The following is a 20314-nucleotide window of genomic DNA, read 5'->3' as shown; positions in this document are numbered from 1 at the left end:
GGACGCCAATGCCTGAAGCTTTAGAACAAGATATTCCACTACAACAACTAAAACAGGTGACTAAGTCACTAAATAGTGGTCAATTTGTTCAAGTTAGGCGCATGCTAGCAAAAACGGCACCTTGTGATACCGCACTTCTTTTAGAATCATCTCCCCATAAAATTCGTCGTATGCTCTGGCAACTGGTTGATCCTGATGTACAGGGTGATGTACTTGAAGAGCTCTCTGAAGACGTACGTTTGGGCATTATTGCGCAAATGGCACCTGAGCACATTGCTGCTGCAACAGAAGACATGGGCCATGATGATTTAGGGGAAGTACTACGTAGCCTACCAGACACCGTATATAAAGACGTTGTTAGCGCTATGGATATTCAAGATAGAGAGCGTGCAACACAAGCTCTATCTTACCAAGAGCGCTCTGCTGGCGCCTTGATGAATATAGATACCGTAACTATTCGCCCTGATGTAACTCTAGATGTTGTACTACGTTATATTCGCTTACGCGGTGAACTGCCAGAGGGCACCGATGACTTATACGTTGTAGATAAACATAACTGTTTTTTAGGCGCCTTATCGCTGAGCACTTTATTAACTAATCCCCCTGAAAAAATTGTTCAGGATTTAATGGATGAAGAGTGTGAATCTATTCCTATTTCAATGGATGAAAGCGAAGTAGCGCAACTATTTGAACGGCATAACTGGATATCGGCACCAGTTGTCGATGACAACGCGCATTTGCTTGGTCGTATTACTATTGATGATATCGTTGATGTTATCCGTGAAGATGCAGAGCATAGCTTATTAAGCTTAGCGGGTCTTGATGATGAAGAAGATACCTTTGCGCCGGTCTTAAAAAGCTCTAAAAAGCGCTCAATTTGGCTAGGTGTAAACTTACTAACTGCATTGCTGGCTGCAATTGTGGCGAGCTTTTTCGAAAACACCTTAGCTATATTACCAATTCTTGCTGTGCTCAATGGCATTGTCCCGTCAATGGGTGGGGTTGCAGGCAGCCAAACCTTAACTTTGGTTATTCGCGGTATCGCGGTGGGTCATATCAACCAAACTAACCAACGTTTTTTATTATTAAAAGAACTCGCTATCGGCGCAATTAACGGTATGGTTTGGTCTATCCTAATTGCCGGTGTCGTTGCGCTTTGGCAATGGGATTTCAAACTCGGTGGTGTTTTAGCGTTTGCTATGTTTATGAATTTAGTTGCAGCAGGTATTGCGGGTGCTAGTATCCCACTATTGCTAAAAAAAATGAAAATAGATCCAGCACTGGCAGGCAGTGTGGTACTAACCACAGTAACTGATATTGTTGGTATATTTGCCTTTTTAGGAACTGCAACTTGGTTATTGATTTAGGCTCTAATCTTTTTATAAACAAAAACACCGCGTCAATACGCGGTGTTTTTGTTTAAGCCGATAATTACTTTACCTTGCGCGCTGGCGATTACCGCCCACCTTAGGTTTAGTGTTGGCTTTTTTAAACTGACTAAAGCCAGTATGACGAGTAAGCGCAGGGCGACCGCCCTTGTTACCTTTACCGCCTTTGGCTTGCCTTTCATCTCTGCCTTCTTCTGGCACTAAACAATTTGGACCTTTACCAATGAGTTTAGCTTTGCCCATGTTACGAAGGGCTTCACGGATCATTGGCCAACCGGCAGGATCATGGTAACGTAAAATTGCTTTATGCAAACGACGCTGGCGCGCGCCCTTTGGCACCGCAACTTGCTCAGTATTATTTTTAATATTGCGTAGCGAGTTCATTTCAGTATGATAAATGGTGGTCGCATTAGCCATCGGTGACGGATAAAAGTTTTGCACTTGATCAAGCTTAAAGTCATTCGATTTCAGCCACAAAGCCATATTAACCATGTCTTCGTCTTTAGTCCCTGGGTGAGCAGAAATAAAGTATGGAATTAAATACTGCTTTTTACCCGCTTCTTTAGAGTACTTATCAAATAGCGCTTTAAATTCATCGTAAGCACCCATACCCGGCTTCATCATCTTAGATAATGGGCCATCTTCAGTGTGCTCTGGTGCAATTTTTAAATACCCACCAACATGATGAGTTACTAACTCTTTAACGTAACGAGGATCACGTACGGCAAGGTCATAACGCACACCTGAAGCAATTAAGATCTTTTTGATCCCTTTAACCTCACGCGCCTTTTTATATAAATCGATAGTCGGGGTATGATCAGTATCCATATGCTTACAAATATCAGGATACACACACGACAAGCGGCGACAGGTACTCTCTGCTTTTTTACTGGTACAACGCAGTTTGTACATATTTGCGGTTGGTCCGCCTAAATCAGAAATAACCCCAGTAAAGCCTGGCACTTTATCTCTAATTTGCTCAATCTCTTCAATAATTGATTCTTGAGATCGGCTTTGAATTATTCGCCCTTCATGCTCAGTAATAGAACAGAACGAACAGCCGCCAAAACAACCGCGCATTATGTTTACCGACGTTTTAATCATATCGTAAGCAGGGATTTTGTCGTCGCCATAACTTGGGTGCGGAATACGCTGATACGGTAAACCAAACACATCATCCATTTCTTGGGTTTCAAGTGGATAGGCTGGCGGATTCACCCAAATAGAGCGATCGCCATGACGCTGAAACAACGCTCTTGCACAACCAGGGTTGGTTTCTTGGTGTAAAATACGCGATGCATGGGCATACAATGGTTTATTAACACTGACCTGCTCAAAAGCGGGTAACTTAACGTAAGTTTTTTCCCATGGCTTAGGACGCGCAGGTTGGATGATAATTGGTTTTGCAGCTTCGGCTTTTAAATCAATACCCGCTTGCTTAAATTCTGATTTAGCACAACCCACATCATCCGCACCATAAGGATTAGGAATAGGGTCTATTTTACCAATTTTATCAATGGCTGTTGAATCACTGCCACGCCAACCGGATAAAGGCTCTTTACGAATAACCGCCGTGCCTCTCACATCTTGTATCGTATCCATGGTTTCACCTGCAGCGATACGGTGCGCTACTTCAACCAATGGACGTTCGGCATTACCATAAATTAAAATATCGCCTTTAGCGTCAAATAATACGCTACGACGTACTTTTTCTTGCCAATAGTCGTAATGAGCAATACGACGCAAGCTGGCTTCAATGCCCCCTAAAACGAGTGGCACATCTTTATAGGCTTCACGACAACGTTGCGAGTATATGATCACGGCGCGATCGGGGCGTTTGCCACCTACATTTCCCGGTGTGTAAGCATCATCATGGCGCATTCGTTTTTCAGCGGTGTAACGATTGATCATCGAATCCATGTTACCGGCTGTAATACCAAAAAATAAGTTAGGCTTACCCAGTGCCATAAAGGCATCTTTAGAGTTCCAATCAGGCTGAGCAATAATGCCCACTCTAAACCCCTGCGCTTCAAGCACACGGCCAATTACGGCCATCCCAAAACTAGGATGGTCTACATAAGCATCACCGCTAATAATAATAATATCGCAGCTATCCCAGCCAAGCGCGTCCATTTCTTCGCGTGTTGTTGGTAAAAATGGGGCTGTGCCATAACACTCAGCCCAATACTTAGGGTATGAGAATAAGCCGCGATCAGCTTTTAATGTGCTCATAAAATTGGCCGTTCAATAACAAAAGGCGCGAATTATACCCTATCGACATCCACGTTGATATAGCACAAAATGAAAGCACTGATTAAAAATTGTTTGCCTTTATCGCAACTAAAACAGACAAATCATCTAAGCTGATTACTGCTAATGTCTGCTTTTAGATTTATTTAAAGTAGATAAACTAGATAAAAATGATCGACTCTAGGCTAAACTATTAAATAAGCTGTGATTATTAATAATTCATAGACGCTGTAATATTAAAACCAATGAGGCATACCTATTAAACTACTTAAACAATTAATGCAGTTTTCAGCCATCTTACTGTTGGCGTTTGTTGTAGTGGGATTACTTTTACCACAAAACTATCACGTGCAAAAAAGCATTAAAATAAATGCCCGCCCTCCTGTTATAAAGTCATTAGTGGAAGATTTTACTCAGTGGTACAAATGGTCGCCGTGGCAGCAAATAGATCCCAATATTGAATTTAGTATTGGTGAACCTAGTGCTGGTGCGGGAGCCTATCAATCTTGGCAAGGAAAGTGGGGGCAAGGCGAAATGACAATCACTTCATTAAGCGCCAATGAAGTTGTATTTAATGTATTATTTAATCAAGAACATATTATTACTAGCCGATTACTATTTAGCCCACATGCAAAAACTGTAACCTGGCATATAGAAGGACAAGCAACTGTGCCGCTTATATCTGGCTATGTTGCTATATTTGCTGAAAATATATTAAGTAATATAGTCACCTTAGGGCTAAATAACCTAAAGACGGTAGCCCAACTCAGTGATGCACAAGCAATAATGGAAAGCCATGACAGTCAAAACCGCACAAGCCAGAATTAAACTTGCCAATATTATTGAGTCACTGTTAGGTTACTCGGTCACAAAAGTGAGTAATATGCCTGCAGCTGATGAAAAAACCTATAATACCCAGGGTAAAGCAAAGTCACTTTATCGTATTAATAGCGAGCATTCAGTGTTAGCTCGAGCACAAAAAAGACAAGATCTACTGCTAATAAAACAACAACAAAATATCGAGACTATTTTAGCCTTGGCAATGGAGTTTTGTCCTGATGTAGCCTGCGCTAAACAGCCTGATGCCGATTGGGTAGAGCACTTTATTGCCTTGTGTGAAGATACCTCAAATCAATCAATGCAAACATTGTGGGCAAAAATTTTTACTGGCGAAACCATTAGCCCAGGTACTTTTTCTATAAAAAGCTTACAAACCCTCAAACATATGACCCAGCGCGAAGCGGATTCATTAAGAAAGTGTGTGTCTATTTCAGGGTATAACGAAAAGGATAGTAGTCACCTAATATTTTTAGGTTATTACAAAAAGCCCTCGTTATTTGATTTATTAGGCAAGGGAAATAAAGTGTCATTAAGCATAGGTAAAAGCGGTGTGAGCTTTCCTGATGTATTGACCTTAATGGACTTAAACTTGCTTTATCGCAAAGAGATTGAATCCGCTGCATTAAAAGCAGGACAAGAGATCACCCTCTCCTTTTTAACTCAAAAACTAACTTTAAAAGCAAAAAGTAACGACTTAGTACTAAGCTATTATAAGTTTACCCAAACTGGTGATGAACTGTTTAGACTAATGAATTACCCAATTAATAAAGTGTACAAACAGTTAATTGGTGCAGCATTTGAAGGGGAGTTTGAATTAGTGTGGCACACTTCAAAATAACTAAAAAAAGCCACACAAGGTGGCTTTTCATTAAACTAATCGGCGCTTAAAAATGAACCTGTATGCCCGCAAATGGGCCTGATGCATCAATATCAGTATTAATATCATCTACATCATCAAGTTCTAAAACCATAGAGCGGTAGCCCGCTTTAACCGCAACATCAACGGCTAGGTTATCAATCAACTCCCAAGCAATACCCATTTGGTAATCTCGTACTTTACTGTCATCAATAGCTAAAAAGCTGCCTTCAGCAAAAACACTTAAACCACTAAACGGTAAACCCGCTTCGAAACGTCCATACGCTAAAGGCACTACACCTGAGAACTCTTCAATTTCAGTGAAGTTAGCGCCACCTTGTTGCGATGTACCTGTTACCACAAGCTCACCATCAAACTGCTTAGCATTAATACCTAAATCAATTGAGATTAAGTCGTTATCAAAAATTTCATAATACAGAATATAATCAATGTGCGATAAGTCAGTGACTGAATTAACATCAGTGCCAACAATATAATCAGAGCCATTAAAGCTAAATGTATCTTCAAGTTGCGTTGAACCGGTTAGTTCAAGCTCAGTGTATTTTAGCTTTAAGTTTGGCACTAATGGAACCGGATGCTCAAGTGCGGCGTAATAGCTAACAAAAGTCTCATCTTCAAAATTGAAGTTTTGTAGTGCGTTATTATTATCAGAAAAGCTACCGTCATTATCGGCTTTCCAACCATCAACCCCTACATACAAACCCAATACAGTATCGGCTTGTGCTACAGGTGCTAAACATGCCATTGATAAGGCTGCTGCTATACAATACTTTTTCATTTTTTATCCTTGCGCTAATAATTCGCTAAGTTCAATCAGTGCCGCATTGGCTCTAGAGATATAATTTGCCATAACGAGTGAATGGTTGGCGACATAACCGAATCCGTTGCCGTTTAAAATTATTGGGCTCCAAACGGTTTCTTGGGTCGCTTCAAGCTCGCGTATAATTTGTTGTAAACTAACACGGGCGTTCTTTTTATCAAGTACTTCGGCAAAATCATATTCAACCGCTTGTAAAAAATGCAGTAAAGCCCAAGTAGCACCGCGAGACTCATAAAATACATCATCAATTTCCCACCACGATGTTCTTACTTGTTGTTGTAATGGCGTATAAGTAGCTTGTGTATTTGAAGAGTTGCCTGCTAAATCGGTATTTACCTTGTCTTGACCTACACTCGCACTCAAACGTTGGCTTAAACTACCTAAGCGTTTTTCAGCTTCTTTTAACCAACTGCGTAAATTATCTGCACGTGAGTAAAATTGGCTATCGCGCTCATGCTGATTCGCAATTTGAGAACGGTAAACTAATAAGTAATCAATACCCTTCTGATATTCGCCCTCAGCACTTGGCCATGCCCATGCTTCAGAACTAATATTAAATTGTGGCTGTGCTTTTTTAAGCGCTTCGTGCTCAGTTGATTGTGACTGTGAACGACTAAAATCTTTTCGCATTGATAGTGCTAAATCACGCACCATTTCCAACGCGCCATACTCCCAAGCGGGCATGTTGTCCATTATTACGCTCGGTGGCAGTACATCATTTGATAAATAACCGCCTGACTTAGTTAAGAGGGTATCAGCGACGGTGATAAGCGTTGAAGTTGTTACATATCCTGTTACTGGTTTTTCACTGCGTTGCTGCGCTTGCTGCTTGGCATTTTGTACCACATCAAAACGTGCAGGCTCTATGCTCCAGTACACTGCAATAGCGTAAAATACGACAAACAATAATACCAATGCCGTTATTATTTTTCCTTTATGCTGTGACATTTATCCCCCTAATGATGACTATGATCTTTTGATGCTTTTACCGGCTTAGCTTGCGATGCAAGCGAAACTACTTTCGCATTGGTGAATACTCGATTCCCGTCTTCAAAATATAGCGTGAGTTTGCGTTCTTGACCTACTTTTAACGGCTCTTGTGGTTCAAACACCATTAAATGGTAGCTTCCAGGCTTAAAATCGAGTTGCTGGTGAGCTTTAATAAGCAATGATTCTACTTTTTGCATTTTCATCATACCATCAGCGTGGACGTGCTCATGGATCTCAACACGACCTAAACCATCTATGGTCGCTCTTGTGAGTGTTGCCGGTACATTACTGTGGTTTTCAATACTAAAATAACCCACGCTGGCTTTAGTGGCAGGTAAAAACTCTCTTACTTGCGCATTTGTTACTTGTAATTGCGCAACAACACTATCGTGTTCATGCCCTTCGTGCGCCAATAACGAAGACGAAAAAACACCCACCAATAATGCACTTGCACTTAAAATACATTGTTTAATCATCAGTAAAATCCTTGTTAAAACATAAAAATATAGTCCAAATTTATCATAATTCCCTAATATTAGGCAGCTAATTTAAGTTTAAGAAGCCACTTTTTTGTTATCTGCGATTAACCAACACAACCCTGCCACAAACAATAATGGCCAAGCAATCATCAGTGATCCGAATAAAAAGGCTAATATCGTTCCAGCCAGTGCCACCATCGCCGCGCCAACAAGCCCCATAGTTACCAAAGCTGCAATCGCAATAACAACTATAATGGCGATTAACGCCCCAATGAGCTCTATACCAGTCCAACTAATATCTGAGATCCACAACGGAAATTGCCATACATCAAAATGAATTATCGAGCCGCTATTAATCAAAAATAATGTAACAATAAGTAGGCATACGGCGAGAGTTTTCATGTCGTTCCCCTTACACTGCTTTTTCTTCAAGACAACAGTGCGCAATTAAATAACCTAGCGCTACTGCAAACGGAAAACTTAAAAATAATAAAACGGTGACTAAACGAGTAGACCATACCGGAAAGTCTAATCGGTAGGCTAACCCACTACAGACACCTGATATTTTTTTGTTAAGCGTATTTTTATACCAACGACGATGCGTATTAAAATTATTCATAACAATCTCCTTAGGCTGTTTGTTTGTTAGCAGTATTTAAACTCGCTTTTAAACTTGCCAGTTCTGCATCAATTTTTTCGTTTTTAACCAGTGACTCAATTTGCGTCGCAGTATTGCTCGCTGTATCTGTCAGCTCATATGCTTCGACCTGCGATTCAACACTCTCAACACGACGCTCAATTTGCTCAAATCGTGATAAAGCAGTGGCCACTTTATCGCTCTGCAGCTGAGTATTTATCTTAGCTCTTGCCTCAACCACATTTTCACGCTTTACAAGTTGTGCTTGCTTTGCTTTAGCCTGTGTCATTTTTTGCTGTAGGCGCTCACAGTCCTCTGTGATTTTTACAATTGATTGCTGCAATGTCTCAAGCTGTGTTTGTAAGCATTCTATGTTTTTTTCAACATTGTGTTTTTCAGCTAGTGCTGATTTAGCTAAATCGTCACGATTTTTTGCAATGGCATGTTCGGCCTTTAATTGCCAATTTGTGAGCGCTTGTTGTTTATTGCTTATTTGACGTTTAATATTTTTTTCTTCACATAATAATGCCGCCGCGGTGCTACGACACTCATTAAGCGCCTCCTGCATTTCGGTCAGCATCAAATTAAGTAGTTTTTCTGAATCTTCTGCTTTATCAAGCATAGCTACGATATTTGCTTGAATGACGTCGTTTACGCGATTAAATATACCCATGTTATTCTCCTGATGATTTTTTATTTATACATCAACAGGATTCCAAGAGTTATGCCAACAACTTAAGATTCTTTTATTTTCATTAAATATCAATAATTTAAATTATTTTTGACGGGTGAGTTAATGACTAGTCACTGAATGAAATTAAGTCGAATTGGCTAATAAATTACATTTTTGACTAAAATTTGGGATCAAAAAAAGCCACCTGAGGTGACTTTTTCTATAAAGAGTATCTGTTATGCCAATTGCATTAAATTGGCATTACTCGGGTACGTAACTTAACGCTTTATCCATAACACTTAAATCAGCTTGCTTACCATGACCATTTTCAGATAAGTGGCGTCTAAAGCCACGCGCACCGGGTTGCCCCTGAAAAATACCCAGCATGTGGCGTGCAACATGCCAAAAATTAGCCCCTAAACGCATCTCTTCTTCAATATAATCATACATAGAGCGTACAACATCATGTCGAGACTGAGTATTAGCCGCATCACCATAAATTTTTTCATCTACTTCATTAAGCATAAATGGATTACTGTAAGCCTCTCGGCCCACCATAACCCCATCTATGTACTGTAAATGCTCAAGACTTTGCTCAATGGTTTTAACACCACCGTTAATACTTAAATCAAGTTGAGGGTAATCTTTTTTAAGCTGATAAACTCGGGGGTAGTTAAGCTCAGGAACTTCGCGATTTTCTTTCGGGCTCAATCCTTTTAGCCATGCTTTGCGCGCATGAATAATAAAGTCATCACAGCCAACTTTATGTGAAGCCTCTATCAAAGCACATAAAAATTCATAAGAATCTAGCTCATCAATACCAATACGAGTTTTAACTGTAACCGGAATATTAACTTCACTTTTCATTGCAGCAACACACTCTGCAACTAAATTAGGCTCGGCCATTAAACAGGCACCAAAACGTCCATTTTGCACACGATCTGACGGACAACCTACATTAAGGTTTATTTCATCATAACCGCGCTCTCCAGCAAGCTTGGCACACTGTGCTAGCGCTTGCGGGTCTGATCCACCTAATTGCAATGCCACAGGGCCTTCGTGCTGATTAAAATGCAAGTAGTCACCACGACCGAATAAAATAGCGCCAGTTGTGATCATCTCAGTGTAGAGCACGGTGTGTTTTGTCATTTTACGATGAAACGTACGACAGTGGCGATCAGTCCAATCAAGCATGGGTGCCACGCTAAAGCGTCGATTTAAAGTACGTTTATCCAAAATGTGATCCTCAAAAATTTATAATTTAAGCACAGCTTAAACGGCGCTGCATTTTACACAAAAGCCCTATGCGCAGCAATATTAAGCAAACACTTGCAAGCCAAAGTATTGTGCAATACCGTTTAAAATATTAGTCACCGCGACTGAGCTTAAAATTAACCCCATAATTCGACTAATAATACTCGCCCCGCTATCACCTATTATTTTATGTACATGCGTAGCAAGTAATAACAAAATCAGTACCACCACTAAAACAGCTAACATCATTGATGAGGTAATCATTTGTTCAACCCAGGTATATTCCTCATTGCGTGTCATTAATACCGCACCTAACATGGCACCGGGACTGGCTATTGATGGGATAGCGAGCGGAAAAATAGCGGTTTCAGTGCTGTCTCTAACACTTTTAATTTCAGCTTCAGGCTTGCTTTCACCAAAGGTCATGGAGAGTGCAAAAATTAATAAAATTAAACCACCCGCTATTTGAAATGCCGAGAGCGGGATCTCAATCACATTCAGTAATTGCTCGCCAGCAACTACAAAAAATAACAGCACTAAAGCAGACACACCCACGGCTTTAAAAATCACTTTACGCTTAAACTTGTCGTCATCTCCACGAGTTACGGCGATAAAAACTGGGATTGTGCCAATTGGATCGATAACCGCAAAAAAGAAAATAAATATAGCTAATAGTTCATGCATTAATGAGTACCTTTTCACTAAATCGGTTAATAAAACGCTGCAACTACAATACAGTATGTTAGTATATCACGGCAGCGTAAGGATGAGAGAAGATGAATATAGAATCACTCGTAAGTAAAGCAAAACAAGTGTGCGACAACCGTGGTGCGCGATTCACACCAATTCGCGAGAAGGTATTTCGTTTATTGGCCAGTGCCCAAGGTGGTGTGGGGGCGTACGATTTACTTGAGCAATTGAAAGTCACTGAAACAGGTGCTAAACCTGCAACAATTTATCGTGCTTTAGACTTTTTAGCCGAACTCGGTTTTATTCATAAAATTGAAAGCACCAATGCATTTATGCTGTGTCATCATTTTGATCATATTCATCCTGTTCAGCTATTAATTTGTGATAGCTGCGGTTTTGTTAAAGAGCTGCACTCAACAGTAATTTCACATGAGCTCAATAACTTAGCAGCCGAAAGTGGCTTTGTAGTTTCCGGGCAAACAATAGAAGCACATGGTAAATGTGACTCTTGCCGAGCATAGATAAGCGACTATAGCTATACTTTGCGTATAACCTTTATCAGTACCAATTTAAGGACATCTAATATGAATGTAGAGTTCATTAATCCCTTTTTAGCTTCTTTGATGAATGTATTGAGCACTATGGCTCAAACTCAGTTAAAACCAGGCAAGCCACGCATTAAAACAGATGAGATAGCCTGTGGTGATGTATCGGGATTAATTGGTATGGTTGGCCCTCAAACTCGCGGTTCATTTTCAATTACCTTCGACGAAGGTTTAGCGCTGACCATTATGGAACGAATGTTAGGCGAACGACCAGACGACATAAATGAAGAGGTAACCGACATGGTCGGTGAAATAACTAATATGGTTACCGGTGGTGCTAAGAATTTATTAGGTGAAAAAGGCTATGATTTTGCCATGGCAACACCCATTGTTGTGTCTGGTAAAAACCACACTATTACTCACAAAAGTGACGGCAAAAAAATTCTTATGCCGTTTACCAGTGACGCAGGTAATGCCAATATTGAAGTGAGTTTTGATAAGCTATGAGCTGGTCGCAAACCACAATTACATTAAAGCCTCGCTCGCGGGGCTTTCATTTAATTGATAACGACATACTCAATCAACTCCCACAAATAAGCCAATTTAAAGTTGGTTTATTACACTTATTTATTCAACACACCTCAGCCAGCTTAACCATTAATGAAAATGCCGATCCTACCGTGCGTATGGATATGGAAAGCCACTTTAATCAATTTGTTCCAGAGCGCCAGCCTTATTACCGTCATGACTATGAGGGCGATGATGATATGCCTGCCCATATAAAAACCAGTACCTTAGGTTGCCAGTTAACTATACCTATTAGCCATGGTCAGTTAGCACTAGGAACTTGGCAAGGAATATACTTAGGTGAGCACCGTGATCATGGTGGTTCAAGGCACATTATTGCAACTTTGCAAGGCGAAAAGTTTTAGGTTTTAGGTTTTAGGTTTTAGGTTTTAGGTTTTAGGTTTTAGGTTTTAGGTTTTAGGTTTTAGGTTTTACAACATAGGTCACTCTCACACATTGAACACTTTAAAAAAGTTACATAAATTAAATTTATAGTGATTCGCGTATGGGTCATTGTTTGCTATTTGAGAATGAATATCTGGAAAGTAAATAAGATTGGAGCGGTACACGAGGCTCGAACTCGTGACCTCGACCTTGGCAAGGTCGCGCTCTACCAACTGAGCTAGTACCGCATTATATGTAGATTCTAGATTCTATCAATTTTAACTTTTTAAATTGAACCACAATTTCTTTTGGTGAGAAATTGGAGCGGCACACGAGGCTCGAACTCGTGACCTCGACCTTGGCAAGGTCGCGCTCTACCAACTGAGCTAGTGCCGCATTCAAAATAGTCAGTAATTTGTCCGTTGGTGCGCGACGGGTCGCGTTCAACATTCTGGCAACTGAGCTAGTGCCGCATTTTAGGTTCTAGGTTTTGCCAAAATTAAACCTTTTCGCCTTTGACCTTGAATCTTTATTTCTACCCCAATTTCTTTGGTGAGAAATTGGAGCGGCACACGAGGCTCGAACTCGTGACCTCGACCTTGGCAAGGTCGCGCTCTACCAACTGAGCTAGTGCCGCACTCTAGGTTCTAGGTTCTAGGTTCTATCAATATTGAACCTTGTTCCATTAACCTTTCATCTTGAATCTTTAACTTAAGCCCAAACACACTAACCCCGCGGGGGTTATCGTCTTAAGCGGGGCAGGATTCTACAATAATTAGGGGGCTTTGCAAGTATTTTTTATAAATTAAAAAACTTTTCTCGGTAAACCTTTAATTCCATAATCGAATCTTTAATGTCGTCTAACGCTAAATGCGACCCTTTTTTATTCACTTGAGCCAACACATCTGGTTTCCAACGACGAGCAAGTTCTTTAATAGTACTGACATCTAAATTACGGTAATGAAAAAAATCTTCAAGCTCGCGCATATACTTATTCATAAAGCGACGGTCTTGGCCTATCGAGTTACCACACATAGGTGAAGCACCCGCTGGCACCCATTGCTTTAAAAACGCGAGGGTTTGTTCCACGGCATAAGCTTCATCAAACGTGCTTGCCTTACAGCGAGCCGTTAATCCAGATTTGCCATGCTGAGTTGTACACCACTCATCCATGCCATCCAGTAGTTCATCACTTTGATGAATGGCAATCGTTGGCCCTTCGGCTAATATATTCAGATCAGCGTCAGTGACAACAGTTGCAATTTCAAGTATTTTGTCAGTCTCTGGTTCAAGTCCGGTCATTTCCAGATCGAGCCAAATTAAATTTGATTTATTAATAGTCATAATTACCTTAAACGGTGCTTTTCTTTAGATCCAACGCATTTCGATATATCATATTAGCATCAACCGTCGAGCTAAAGCTTTTTTTGGCAAACTCGGCATTTAACTCAGGTTATAGGCCTCAAGTGGCGAAACAGAAAAAATTAAGTAAAGGCCAATCCCGTAGGATCAAGGCCAATCATCAAAAGCGTTTATCGAATGCCGATAAAAAACCGGCAAAAGTCGGCGCGCAAGAGTGGCAAACAGATAATTTAGGTCAAGTGGAAAATGCGATTGTTATTAGCCGCTTTGGCCAACATGCCGACGTAGAAACCCAAAATGGCGATGTTCTTCGCTGTAATATTCGCCGTACCGTATCGAATTTAGTATGTGGCGATGAGGTATTATTTCGTCGTGCAAAAGTAAGTGAAGGCGATTTAGCGGGTGTTATTGAAGCAACTCAAGAACGTCGTTCACAGTTAACGCGCCCTGATTTTTACGACGGTGTAAAAGTTATTGCCGCGAATATAGACCAAATTTTAATGGTATCAGCAGTATTGCCTGAGTTTACGCCAAGCATTATCGACCGCTATTTAATTGCCTGCGAAGACATGGGCATTGAGCCGATTTTAGTACTTAATAAAATTGATTTAATTGATGAAGCTGGTTTAAACGACATACAACAAATACTCGATATTTACCGTAAACTTAATTACCAGGTGCTGCTAGTTAGTAATATAACCGGCGAAGGCATTAATGAATTAAAAGAAGTACTTGTAGGCAAAAACAATATTTTTGTTGGCCAAAGTGGTGTGGGTAAATCTACCTTAGTAAACACTGTGCTGCCGGATGCTGAAATTTTGACTAAAGAAGTGTCTGAAAACAGCGGTCTAGGCCAGCACACCACCACAGTATCGCGTCTGCATCATTTACCAAGTGGCGGTAACTTAATTGATTCACCGGGTATTCGTGAGTTTGGTTTATGGCATTTAGATGTTGAACGAGTCACTTGGTGCTTTAAAGAATTTAGAGAGTTTATAGGTGGATGCCGTTTTAGAGACTGTAAACACTTAAACGATCCAGGCTGTATAATTCAGCAAGCAGTCGCTGATGGCGATATCTCAAAGTTACGTTTTGAAAGCTATCACCGTATTTTAGAAACCATGGCCGATGGCCGTGCCGGCGCGCGTGCGCCTCGCGTATAATTAGGGAAAAACCTGTGAGTTTAGATAAATTTAAAATCGCCATGCAATATGCTATGCCAAAGCACTTTATTTCTCGTGTAGTAGGTAAGCTTGCAGCTGCAAAAGCGGGCGCATTAACAACAACATTAATTAAATTATTCATTAAACAATACAAAATAAACATGAGTGAGGCTAAATATTCTGATCCAGCTCATTATAAAACTTTTAATGAATTTTTTACCCGTCCGTTAAAGGACGGTGCTCGTCCTATGGTTGAAGATGACGATATTATTATTCACCCTGTTGACGGCGCAATCAGCCAACTTGGCGATATTGTTGACGGCCAACTAATCCAAGCTAAAGGCCATGATTACAGCTTACAAGCGTTGTTAGGTGGCTCAGAAGACGACACAACACCGTTTTTAGGTGGTAAATTTGCAACTATTTACTTGGCACCAAAAGATTACCACCGTATTCACATGCCAATTGATGGCACGCTAAGCAAAATGATTTATGTACCGGGCGATTTATTTTCGGTAAATCCTCTTACCGCACAAAACGTACCGAACTTATTTGCCCGTAACGAGCGTGTAGTAGCTATTTTTGAAACTGAAATTGGCCCGCTTGCTATGGTCCTTGTAGGCGCAACCATTGTTGCTAGCATAGAAACTATTTGGGCTGGCACAGTCACTCCACCAGCTGGCAGTGATGTGTTTAGCTGGAACTATCCAACTAAAGGCGAAAATACGATCACCCTTAAAAAAGGGGAAGAAATGGGTCGCTTTAAATTAGGCTCAACAGTTGTACTTGCATGGGGTGCAGATAAAGCCGATATTTTTGATGATCAACGCCCTGAAACGGTAACCCGTTTAGGCACTGCGTTTGCAAAAATTGATGATTAATAAATAGTACCAGTTGTCAGATCGAAATTAAAAAGCACCGCGTTTATTGTATTGAACGCGGTGTTTTTTGTAGACGAAGAGCTTGCTCAGGTTAAAAGCGAAGCTGTTCTTTACTCACACTTGCGCACTCTCTACACGCTAAATTTTTAGCCATCTTAAAATGCTGTTGCTTTAAGCTTAATGCGTCAAAGGTTATAAACACACTCCCACCACAATGACCTAACAACATATTAAGAGTTAGCTGTGCCTGCATAGAGCCAATTACACCAAGTAAGGGACTAATAACGCCCGCATTGTCGCAATTAACAACAGGGTTAGCATCATTTTGTGGAAATACGCAGCCATAGCAAGGGCTATCTGTTTGCCTAAAGTCAAAGCCCATTAATTGCCCTTGGGTTGCTAGCGCTGCTGCAGAAATTAGTAGTGTTTTGTTGTTTACGCAAAAACGATTGACGGTGTAACGAGTCGCAAAGTTATCAGAGCAATCAAGTACGATATCGGCGTTACTGAATAGTGCATCACTGTTAGCATCGCTCAACTTTTGCGAGTGAGTCACTATGTTTATTTGATTGTTAAGGCTCGCAAGCACCTTCCCTGCTGCATTTACTTTTTGCTGCCCTAAGTGATTCACTTTATACAGTATTTGCCGCTGTAAATTAGAGAGTTCAACGGTATCGTCATCAATTAATATTAGTGTGCCAATACCAGCAGCTGCTAAATAAAGTAGCGCAGGACTTCCTAGTCCACCTGCACCTACCACAGCAACGGTTGCCGCTTTAAGTGTTAACTGCCCCTCGAGCCCCACCTCTTTTAATAATAAGTGGCGGCTATAACGTAGAGTTTCTTTGTCGCTGAGCTGCTGCGTTTGCATGTTAGCAGGCATTCTCATTTATCACCGATTTTAAGGTATTGATTGCCTCTACATAATCATCAGCCTCGGTAATAGCACGTACCACGGCTACACTGCCCACGCCAGTTTTAGCAACCTCTTGCGCCCTATTTAAATCAATTCCACCAATAGCCACAGTAGGATAACTTTGCATTAATGGCACAAATCGAGTTAGCTTTTCAAGCCCTTGAATTTGCCCTGCCATGTCTTTGGTGGTGGTAGGGTAAATCGCGCCAAAGGCCATGTAGCTTGGGCGGTAATTATGCGCCCGAAGCATTTCATAAAAGCCATGGGTAGAAAGCCCAAGTCGCAGGCCTGCTTCTTTTATAGCCGCTAAATTTGCGCTCTCTAAGTCTTCTTGTCCTAAATGCACACCATAGGCGCCATGTTTAATTGCCAGCTGCCAGTAATCGTTAATAAACACATGCGCACTGTATTGCTGACCCAAAGCGACCGCGCTTGCGACTAATTGTTCCAGCTCATCTTCGCTTTTATTTTTAACTCTTAACTGCGCTGTTTTAATACCATTTTGTAAGCATTTTTCTAACCACTCTACACTATCGACTACCGCATAAGCGCCAAGCGCTTTGCTTTCACACGCAGCAAAGTCAGCTGCCATATTAAAATCAAGCGGTACATCAAAATCTAGCTCATCACCCAACCAACTACCCGCTTCAATCACTTGAGGGTAATGCGCTAGGTCAGTCGGAAACGACGTTTGTGCAACCGGCCCTATCCCCTCGCCATAGCGAACTGATTGCTTTAAACCTTGGTTTATATAGGCTTTAGCTAAAATAAACGCATCTTTTAACGGATAGTCTTTTGCAAGACATGCAGCAATAACAGACGCCATACTACAGCCAGTGCCATGATTGTGCGGAACCTGAATTTTTTCATTACCCAACCAGTACTCTTCACCACCTTGTGAGCAGTAATCAATACAGTAACCACTTGGGTAATCCCAATGCCCGCCTTTTATAACCACCGCTTTGGCACCCCATGCCATTAGTTTGCTTGCTGCTTCTTTAATTGCTGCGGGGCCAATTAAATACACACCTGTTAATAACTGTGTTTCATGGGTATTAGGGGTAATTACATCCACCAGCGGTAATAGGCATTCTTTAATCGCGCTTACAGTGTCTTCTTCTGTTAGTACGTCACCGCTTGAGGCAATAGCCACAGGGTCGTACACAATCACCGGCGGGGTTGGCCACTTCGCTTTGTAATGGCTAATATGCTCACTGATCAATTGAATTTGCTGCACGTTAGCTAACATACCAATTTTAATTACTTTGGCTTTCATGTCTTTTTCGAGTGCCAATAACTGCGACTCAATCACATCAGTAGAGACGGCATTAATCGCCTCAACACCTAAACTGTTTTGTGCTGTTAGTGCGGTAATCGCAGTACAACCGTGCACACCAAAGCTTTGCATTGCTTTAATATCAGCTTGAATACCTGCGCCACCGCCGGAGTCTGAGCCCGCAATCGTCCATACTACATTGTTCATAATGACCTACTTCCTAATTTTTTACGTTTGATGCCAAAATGGCATACCCATTGTGGGGGTTGATGGGGCCGCAACGTCTTTTTCTGGCATTGCTTTGGCGTTATAAGCAAAGCGCCCTGCTTCAACAGCTGCTTTAAATGCAAGTCCCATGGTAATAGGGCAACCCGCACCCGCTATGGCTGAATTTAATAATACCGCATCATACCCTAATTCTAAGGCTTGGCAGGCATGCGATGGTAAACCTAACCCAGCATCAACAATTAATGTGCTGTTAGGTAAACGCTCCCGTATCGCCTTTAAGTTATAACTATTTAATAATCCCTTACCGGTCCCAATTGGCGCGCCCCATGGCATTAGCACCTCGCAGCCTAATTCATCTAAACGTTGGCAAAGCACTAAGTCATCGGTGCAGTAAGGCAGTACTTTAAACCCATCTTTAATTAAAATCTCAGTGGCTTCAAGCAGAGCAAAAGGATCTGGCTGTAAGTTATAGTCATCGCCAATTAATTCCAGCTTTATCCAATCGGTAGCAAATACTTCTCGACACATTTTAGCTAAATTAATGGCCTCTTTAACACTGTGGCATCCTGCTGTGTTAGGTAAAACTTTGAGCCCTGTATTCTTTATAAGTTGCCAAAAATCATCTCCTGCAGCTGCGCTTTGCTGGCGACGTAGAGACACTGTAACAATATTCGCTCCTGAAGCATTAATTGCTTTAGTCATCGTCGCGGGAGATGGGTAAAGCGCAGAGCCAATCAGTAATCTACTTGAAAATTGCTCGCCATAAATAGTGACATTATCGGGAGGTAACATAATGGTTACCCTCCTTGAATCGGAGATAACACATCAATGCAATCACCATCATTAAGTGTGTAGTTAGCATGTTGTTCTTGAGGTACAAACTGGCCATTAATGGCTACTGCAAACGGTGCTTTAGCACCATACTCAATTAAACACTGTTTTAGTTCGCTACTTGTTAGGGTGAGCGCTTTACCATTAATTATTATATCCATCATTCCTCACTCTATTCTGGCAACAGCATCAGCAACTAAACTCGGCGCGAGCATGTAGCCATGGCGGTATAATCCATTAATACTAATTACCTGCCCCAGTTGTGTAACTTGTGGGCAGTTATCGCTAAACGCAGGGCGAAGCCCGGTTTGAATATTTAACAGTCGAGCCTCGGCAAAACCGCTGTGCACTGTATAAGCGGCTGAAAGTAACTCCAATGTTGAACGCACGGTTGCCGCCCCATTATCTTGAGACTCAATTTCGGTGGCACCAATCACATATTCATGATTCGGCTTAGGTGCTATATAAATAGGATAACGCGGATGCATTAACCTCACTGGCCGAGATAAATTAACCTCGGGTGCATAGAGTCTTGCCACTTCCCCGCGCACGCCTCGAAGGGGCTGATCTTGTTTGGCTCCAAGCCCTCTGCAATCAATAATGTAATCAAACTCTCGATTATTCACTTTGTTATCAAAGATGCTGGCGCGCTGATTAAATACAAACTTTACTTTGCGCTTATTTAGCAACCTAAAGCTGGCTTTGTAAAAGGCTTGGTTATCTATCTGCGCTTCACCGGGCAAAAATAGGCCTTGGCTAAATCGACCAGCCAGTTCAGGTTCTAGTTGCTCAATTTGCTGTGCATTAATCGCTTGAGCACTAAAATTTAGTAACGGTTTGATTCGCTGTGCAAAGCTTTGTAAGTCGCCTTTATCCTGCGGATGAGCAACCACTAGGGTACCTTGCTGTTGAAAAAATACCTCGCTATTTAGTTGTTCTAAAATAGCAGGCCAGCGAGTAATAGAATCCACTCCCATTAAAGCCAATTCACGTTCGCACATAACAGACTCAGCTAGGGGGGCTAGCATCGCTGCTGCCACTTTACCGGCACTGTTCTGAGTATGTTCATCATCGGCTTCAAATACGGTAACACGATGTTGCTTACTTAACTCAAGCGCAGCCAACCGCCCTGCTAAACCAAAGCCCACCACAGCAATGTTATAAAACATAAACACTCCTAAATGTAGCTCATAGCCACCAGCTTTCAGCTGTCAGTAAAGCAACTCTTGCCTCTACGCTGCTTACTTTATCGCTGATAGCTGA

23 protein-coding genes and 3 tRNA genes are annotated in these 20314 nt (G+C 41.4%); 8 read left to right on the top strand and 18 right to left on the bottom strand.

Annotated features, from left to right (window positions below; genetic code table 11):
• Nucleotides 1-8: 8 nt before the first annotated feature.
• Nucleotides 9-1367: a magnesium transporter gene (gene mgtE, locus ACNSN2_RS01345; protein WP_008115512.1), complete on the top strand. Its 1359-nt coding sequence runs from the start codon at nucleotides 9-11 to the stop codon at nucleotides 1365-1367.
• Nucleotides 1368-1436: 69 nt separating this feature from the next.
• On the opposite strand, the gene ACNSN2_RS01340 is transcribed toward mgtE, so the two are convergent.
• The gene (locus ACNSN2_RS01340; protein WP_418608262.1) at nucleotides 1437-3620 is read right to left on the bottom strand and encodes a YgiQ family radical SAM protein; all 2184 of its coding nucleotides are present in this window, start codon (nucleotides 3618-3620) and stop codon (nucleotides 1437-1439) included.
• Nucleotides 3621-3917: 297 nt separating this feature from the next.
• Here ACNSN2_RS01340 and ACNSN2_RS01335 point away from each other — a divergent pair, with 297 nt between their 5' ends.
• Both ACNSN2_RS01335 and ACNSN2_RS01330 read left to right on the top strand, forming a co-directional pair.
• Nucleotides 3918-4466: an SRPBCC family protein gene (locus ACNSN2_RS01335; protein ID WP_054202374.1), complete on the top strand. Its 549-nt coding sequence runs from the start codon at nucleotides 3918-3920 to the stop codon at nucleotides 4464-4466.
• Nucleotides 4435-5316, top strand: a complete 882-nt coding sequence (locus ACNSN2_RS01330) for a TIGR03899 family protein (protein ID WP_418608260.1) — start codon at nucleotides 4435-4437, stop codon at nucleotides 5314-5316. The genes ACNSN2_RS01335 and ACNSN2_RS01330 overlap by 32 nt, the downstream gene beginning before the upstream one ends.
• 46 nt (nucleotides 5317-5362) lie before the next feature.
• Here the strand turns inward: ACNSN2_RS01330 and ACNSN2_RS01325 are convergent, their stop codons facing one another.
• The 8 genes from ACNSN2_RS01325 to ACNSN2_RS01290 all read right to left on the bottom strand — a co-directional run bounded on the left by ACNSN2_RS01325 (nucleotide 5363) and on the right by ACNSN2_RS01290 (nucleotide 10892).
• The gene (locus ACNSN2_RS01325) at nucleotides 5363-6133 is read right to left on the bottom strand and encodes a TIGR04219 family outer membrane beta-barrel protein (protein WP_054202376.1); all 771 of its coding nucleotides are present in this window, start codon (nucleotides 6131-6133) and stop codon (nucleotides 5363-5365) included.
• Between the two features lie 3 nt (nucleotides 6134-6136).
• On the bottom strand, nucleotides 6137-7123 hold the full coding sequence (locus tag ACNSN2_RS01320; RefSeq protein WP_010390551.1) for a DUF2333 family protein: 987 nt from the start codon (nucleotides 7121-7123) through the stop codon (nucleotides 6137-6139).
• Between the two features lie 8 nt (nucleotides 7124-7131).
• A complete protein-coding gene (locus ACNSN2_RS01315) occupies nucleotides 7132-7641 on the bottom strand; it encodes a copper chaperone PCu(A)C (RefSeq protein WP_418608257.1) in 510 nt (169 codons plus the stop codon).
• A gap of 78 nt (nucleotides 7642-7719) precedes the next feature.
• A complete protein-coding gene (locus ACNSN2_RS01310) occupies nucleotides 7720-8046 on the bottom strand; it encodes a hypothetical protein (protein WP_010390549.1) in 327 nt (108 codons plus the stop codon).
• A 10-nt stretch (nucleotides 8047-8056) separates the two neighbouring features.
• Nucleotides 8057-8263 (bottom strand): PspC domain-containing protein, encoded by a 207-nt coding sequence (locus ACNSN2_RS01305; RefSeq protein ID WP_010390548.1) that lies wholly within the window; start codon nucleotides 8261-8263, stop codon nucleotides 8057-8059.
• A gap of 10 nt (nucleotides 8264-8273) precedes the next feature.
• Complete coding sequence (locus ACNSN2_RS01300; RefSeq protein ID WP_418608254.1) at nucleotides 8274-8954, bottom strand: PspA/IM30 family protein; 681 nt, start codon at nucleotides 8952-8954, stop codon at nucleotides 8274-8276.
• A 261-nt stretch (nucleotides 8955-9215) separates the two neighbouring features.
• Nucleotides 9216-10148 carry a tRNA dihydrouridine(20/20a) synthase DusA gene (gene dusA, locus ACNSN2_RS01295; RefSeq protein ID WP_418609029.1) on the bottom strand — a complete coding sequence of 311 codons (933 nt, stop codon included), beginning with the start codon at nucleotides 10146-10148 and terminating at the stop codon, nucleotides 9216-9218.
• A 123-nt stretch (nucleotides 10149-10271) separates the two neighbouring features.
• Nucleotides 10272-10892: a MarC family protein gene (locus tag ACNSN2_RS01290; RefSeq protein WP_008115498.1), complete on the bottom strand. Its 621-nt coding sequence runs from the start codon at nucleotides 10890-10892 to the stop codon at nucleotides 10272-10274.
• 92 nt (nucleotides 10893-10984) lie between these two features.
• On the opposite strand from ACNSN2_RS01290, the gene ACNSN2_RS01285 reads away from it, so the two are divergent.
• From ACNSN2_RS01285 to ACNSN2_RS01275, 3 genes are all read left to right on the top strand, one after another.
• Nucleotides 10985-11419 (top strand): transcriptional repressor, encoded by a 435-nt coding sequence (locus tag ACNSN2_RS01285; protein ID WP_008115496.1) that lies wholly within the window; start codon nucleotides 10985-10987, stop codon nucleotides 11417-11419.
• Between the two features lie 63 nt (nucleotides 11420-11482).
• A complete protein-coding gene (locus tag ACNSN2_RS01280) occupies nucleotides 11483-11950 on the top strand; it encodes a chemotaxis protein CheX (RefSeq protein ID WP_010390540.1) in 468 nt (155 codons plus the stop codon).
• On the top strand, nucleotides 11947-12375 hold the full coding sequence (locus ACNSN2_RS01275; protein ID WP_138570625.1) for a secondary thiamine-phosphate synthase enzyme YjbQ: 429 nt from the start codon (nucleotides 11947-11949) through the stop codon (nucleotides 12373-12375). Before ACNSN2_RS01280 ends, ACNSN2_RS01275 begins: the two co-directional genes overlap by 4 nt.
• 191 nt (nucleotides 12376-12566) lie before the next feature.
• Here ACNSN2_RS01275 and ACNSN2_RS01270 read toward each other — a convergent pair.
• The 4 genes from ACNSN2_RS01270 to orn all read right to left on the bottom strand — a co-directional run bounded on the left by ACNSN2_RS01270 (nucleotide 12567) and on the right by orn (nucleotide 13738).
• A tRNA-Gly gene (locus tag ACNSN2_RS01270) sits at nucleotides 12567-12642 on the bottom strand.
• 72 nt (nucleotides 12643-12714) lie between these two features.
• Nucleotides 12715-12790 (bottom strand) — tRNA-Gly (locus tag ACNSN2_RS01265).
• 165 nt (nucleotides 12791-12955) lie between these two features.
• A tRNA-Gly gene (locus ACNSN2_RS01260) sits at nucleotides 12956-13031 on the bottom strand.
• Nucleotides 13032-13192: 161 nt separating this feature from the next.
• Complete coding sequence (orn, locus tag ACNSN2_RS01255) at nucleotides 13193-13738, bottom strand: oligoribonuclease (protein ID WP_008115490.1); 546 nt, start codon at nucleotides 13736-13738, stop codon at nucleotides 13193-13195.
• Between the two features lie 122 nt (nucleotides 13739-13860).
• Here orn and rsgA point away from each other — a divergent pair, with 122 nt between their 5' ends.
• Entirely contained in the window at nucleotides 13861-14919 is a 1059-nt protein-coding gene (gene rsgA / locus ACNSN2_RS01250) for a small ribosomal subunit biogenesis GTPase RsgA (protein WP_413401187.1), read from the top strand.
• Nucleotides 14920-14933: 14 nt separating this feature from the next.
• On the top strand, nucleotides 14934-15800 hold the full coding sequence (asd, locus tag ACNSN2_RS01245) for an archaetidylserine decarboxylase (protein WP_418608250.1): 867 nt from the start codon (nucleotides 14934-14936) through the stop codon (nucleotides 15798-15800).
• A 91-nt stretch (nucleotides 15801-15891) separates the two neighbouring features.
• Here the strand turns inward: asd and ACNSN2_RS01240 are convergent, their stop codons facing one another.
• The 5 genes from ACNSN2_RS01240 to ACNSN2_RS01220 are packed head-to-tail and all read right to left on the bottom strand — an operon-like array spanning nucleotide 15892 to nucleotide 20220.
• Nucleotides 15892-16689: a HesA/MoeB/ThiF family protein gene (locus tag ACNSN2_RS01240; protein ID WP_418608248.1), complete on the bottom strand. Its 798-nt coding sequence runs from the start codon at nucleotides 16687-16689 to the stop codon at nucleotides 15892-15894.
• Nucleotides 16673-18199, bottom strand: a complete 1527-nt coding sequence (thiE, locus tag ACNSN2_RS01235; protein WP_418608246.1) for a thiamine phosphate synthase — start codon at nucleotides 18197-18199, stop codon at nucleotides 16673-16675. The genes ACNSN2_RS01240 and thiE overlap by 17 nt, the downstream gene beginning before the upstream one ends.
• 21 nt (nucleotides 18200-18220) lie before the next feature.
• Nucleotides 18221-19012, bottom strand: a complete 792-nt coding sequence (locus ACNSN2_RS01230) for a thiazole synthase (protein ID WP_418608244.1) — start codon at nucleotides 19010-19012, stop codon at nucleotides 18221-18223.
• A 5-nt stretch (nucleotides 19013-19017) separates the two neighbouring features.
• A complete protein-coding gene (gene thiS, locus ACNSN2_RS01225) occupies nucleotides 19018-19212 on the bottom strand; it encodes a sulfur carrier protein ThiS (protein WP_036932961.1) in 195 nt (64 codons plus the stop codon).
• Between the two features lie 6 nt (nucleotides 19213-19218).
• Nucleotides 19219-20220, bottom strand: coding sequence for an FAD-dependent oxidoreductase (locus ACNSN2_RS01220; RefSeq protein WP_138621302.1), 1002 nt, complete (start codon nucleotides 20218-20220; stop codon nucleotides 19219-19221).
• Nucleotides 20221-20314: the final 94 nt, after the last annotated feature.

Source organism: Pseudoalteromonas sp. US3C1013 (assembly GCF_048401115.1).
GTDB classification, from domain to species: domain Bacteria; phylum Pseudomonadota; class Gammaproteobacteria; order Enterobacterales; family Alteromonadaceae; genus Pseudoalteromonas; species Pseudoalteromonas undina.
The sequence above is the reverse complement of the archived record's forward strand: the minus strand, read 5'-3'. Positions and strand labels throughout refer to the sequence as shown.

Bases quoted from the DNA above. Each gene is read 5' to 3' on its own strand.
- ACNSN2_RS01320 (WP_010390551.1), bottom strand. From the start codon at position 7,123: ATGTCACAGCATAAAGGAAAAATAATAACGGCATTGGTATTATTGTTT.
- ACNSN2_RS01230 (WP_418608244.1), bottom strand. From the start codon at position 19,012: ATGTTACCTCCCGATAATGTCACTATTTATGGCGAGCAATTTTCAAGT.
- ACNSN2_RS01310 (WP_010390549.1), bottom strand. From the start codon at position 8,046: ATGAAAACTCTCGCCGTATGCCTACTTATTGTTACATTATTTTTGATT.
- ACNSN2_RS01305 (WP_010390548.1), bottom strand. From the start codon at position 8,263: ATGAATAATTTTAATACGCATCGTCGTTGGTATAAAAATACGCTTAAC.
- mgtE (WP_008115512.1), top strand. From the start codon at position 9: ATGCCTGAAGCTTTAGAACAAGATATTCCACTACAACAACTAAAACAG.
- ACNSN2_RS01290 (WP_008115498.1), bottom strand. From the start codon at position 10,892: ATGCATGAACTATTAGCTATATTTATTTTCTTTTTTGCGGTTATCGAT.
- ACNSN2_RS01300 (WP_418608254.1), bottom strand. From the start codon at position 8,954: ATGGGTATATTTAATCGCGTAAACGACGTCATTCAAGCAAATATCGTA.
- dusA (WP_418609029.1), bottom strand. From the start codon at position 10,148: ATGCTTGATTGGACTGATCGCCACTGTCGTACGTTTCATCGTAAAATG.
- ACNSN2_RS01335 (WP_054202374.1), top strand. From the start codon at position 3,918: ATGCAGTTTTCAGCCATCTTACTGTTGGCGTTTGTTGTAGTGGGATTA.
- ACNSN2_RS01340 (WP_418608262.1), bottom strand. From the start codon at position 3,620: ATGAGCACATTAAAAGCTGATCGCGGCTTATTCTCATACCCTAAGTAT.
- ACNSN2_RS01275 (WP_138570625.1), top strand. From the start codon at position 11,947: ATGAGCTGGTCGCAAACCACAATTACATTAAAGCCTCGCTCGCGGGGC.
- ACNSN2_RS01330 (WP_418608260.1), top strand. From the start codon at position 4,435: ATGACAGTCAAAACCGCACAAGCCAGAATTAAACTTGCCAATATTATT.
- ACNSN2_RS01240 (WP_418608248.1), bottom strand. From the start codon at position 16,689: ATGAGAATGCCTGCTAACATGCAAACGCAGCAGCTCAGCGACAAAGAA.
- ACNSN2_RS01280 (WP_010390540.1), top strand. From the start codon at position 11,483: ATGAATGTAGAGTTCATTAATCCCTTTTTAGCTTCTTTGATGAATGTA.
- ACNSN2_RS01315 (WP_418608257.1), bottom strand. From the start codon at position 7,641: ATGATTAAACAATGTATTTTAAGTGCAAGTGCATTATTGGTGGGTGTT.
- orn (WP_008115490.1), bottom strand. From the start codon at position 13,738: ATGACTATTAATAAATCAAATTTAATTTGGCTCGATCTGGAAATGACC.
- ACNSN2_RS01325 (WP_054202376.1), bottom strand. From the start codon at position 6,133: ATGAAAAAGTATTGTATAGCAGCAGCCTTATCAATGGCATGTTTAGCA.
- ACNSN2_RS01285 (WP_008115496.1), top strand. From the start codon at position 10,985: ATGAATATAGAATCACTCGTAAGTAAAGCAAAACAAGTGTGCGACAAC.
- thiE (WP_418608246.1), bottom strand. From the start codon at position 18,199: ATGAACAATGTAGTATGGACGATTGCGGGCTCAGACTCCGGCGGTGGC.
- ACNSN2_RS01220 (WP_138621302.1), bottom strand. From the start codon at position 20,220: ATGTTTTATAACATTGCTGTGGTGGGCTTTGGTTTAGCAGGGCGGTTG.
- thiS (WP_036932961.1), bottom strand. From the start codon at position 19,212: ATGGATATAATAATTAATGGTAAAGCGCTCACCCTAACAAGTAGCGAA.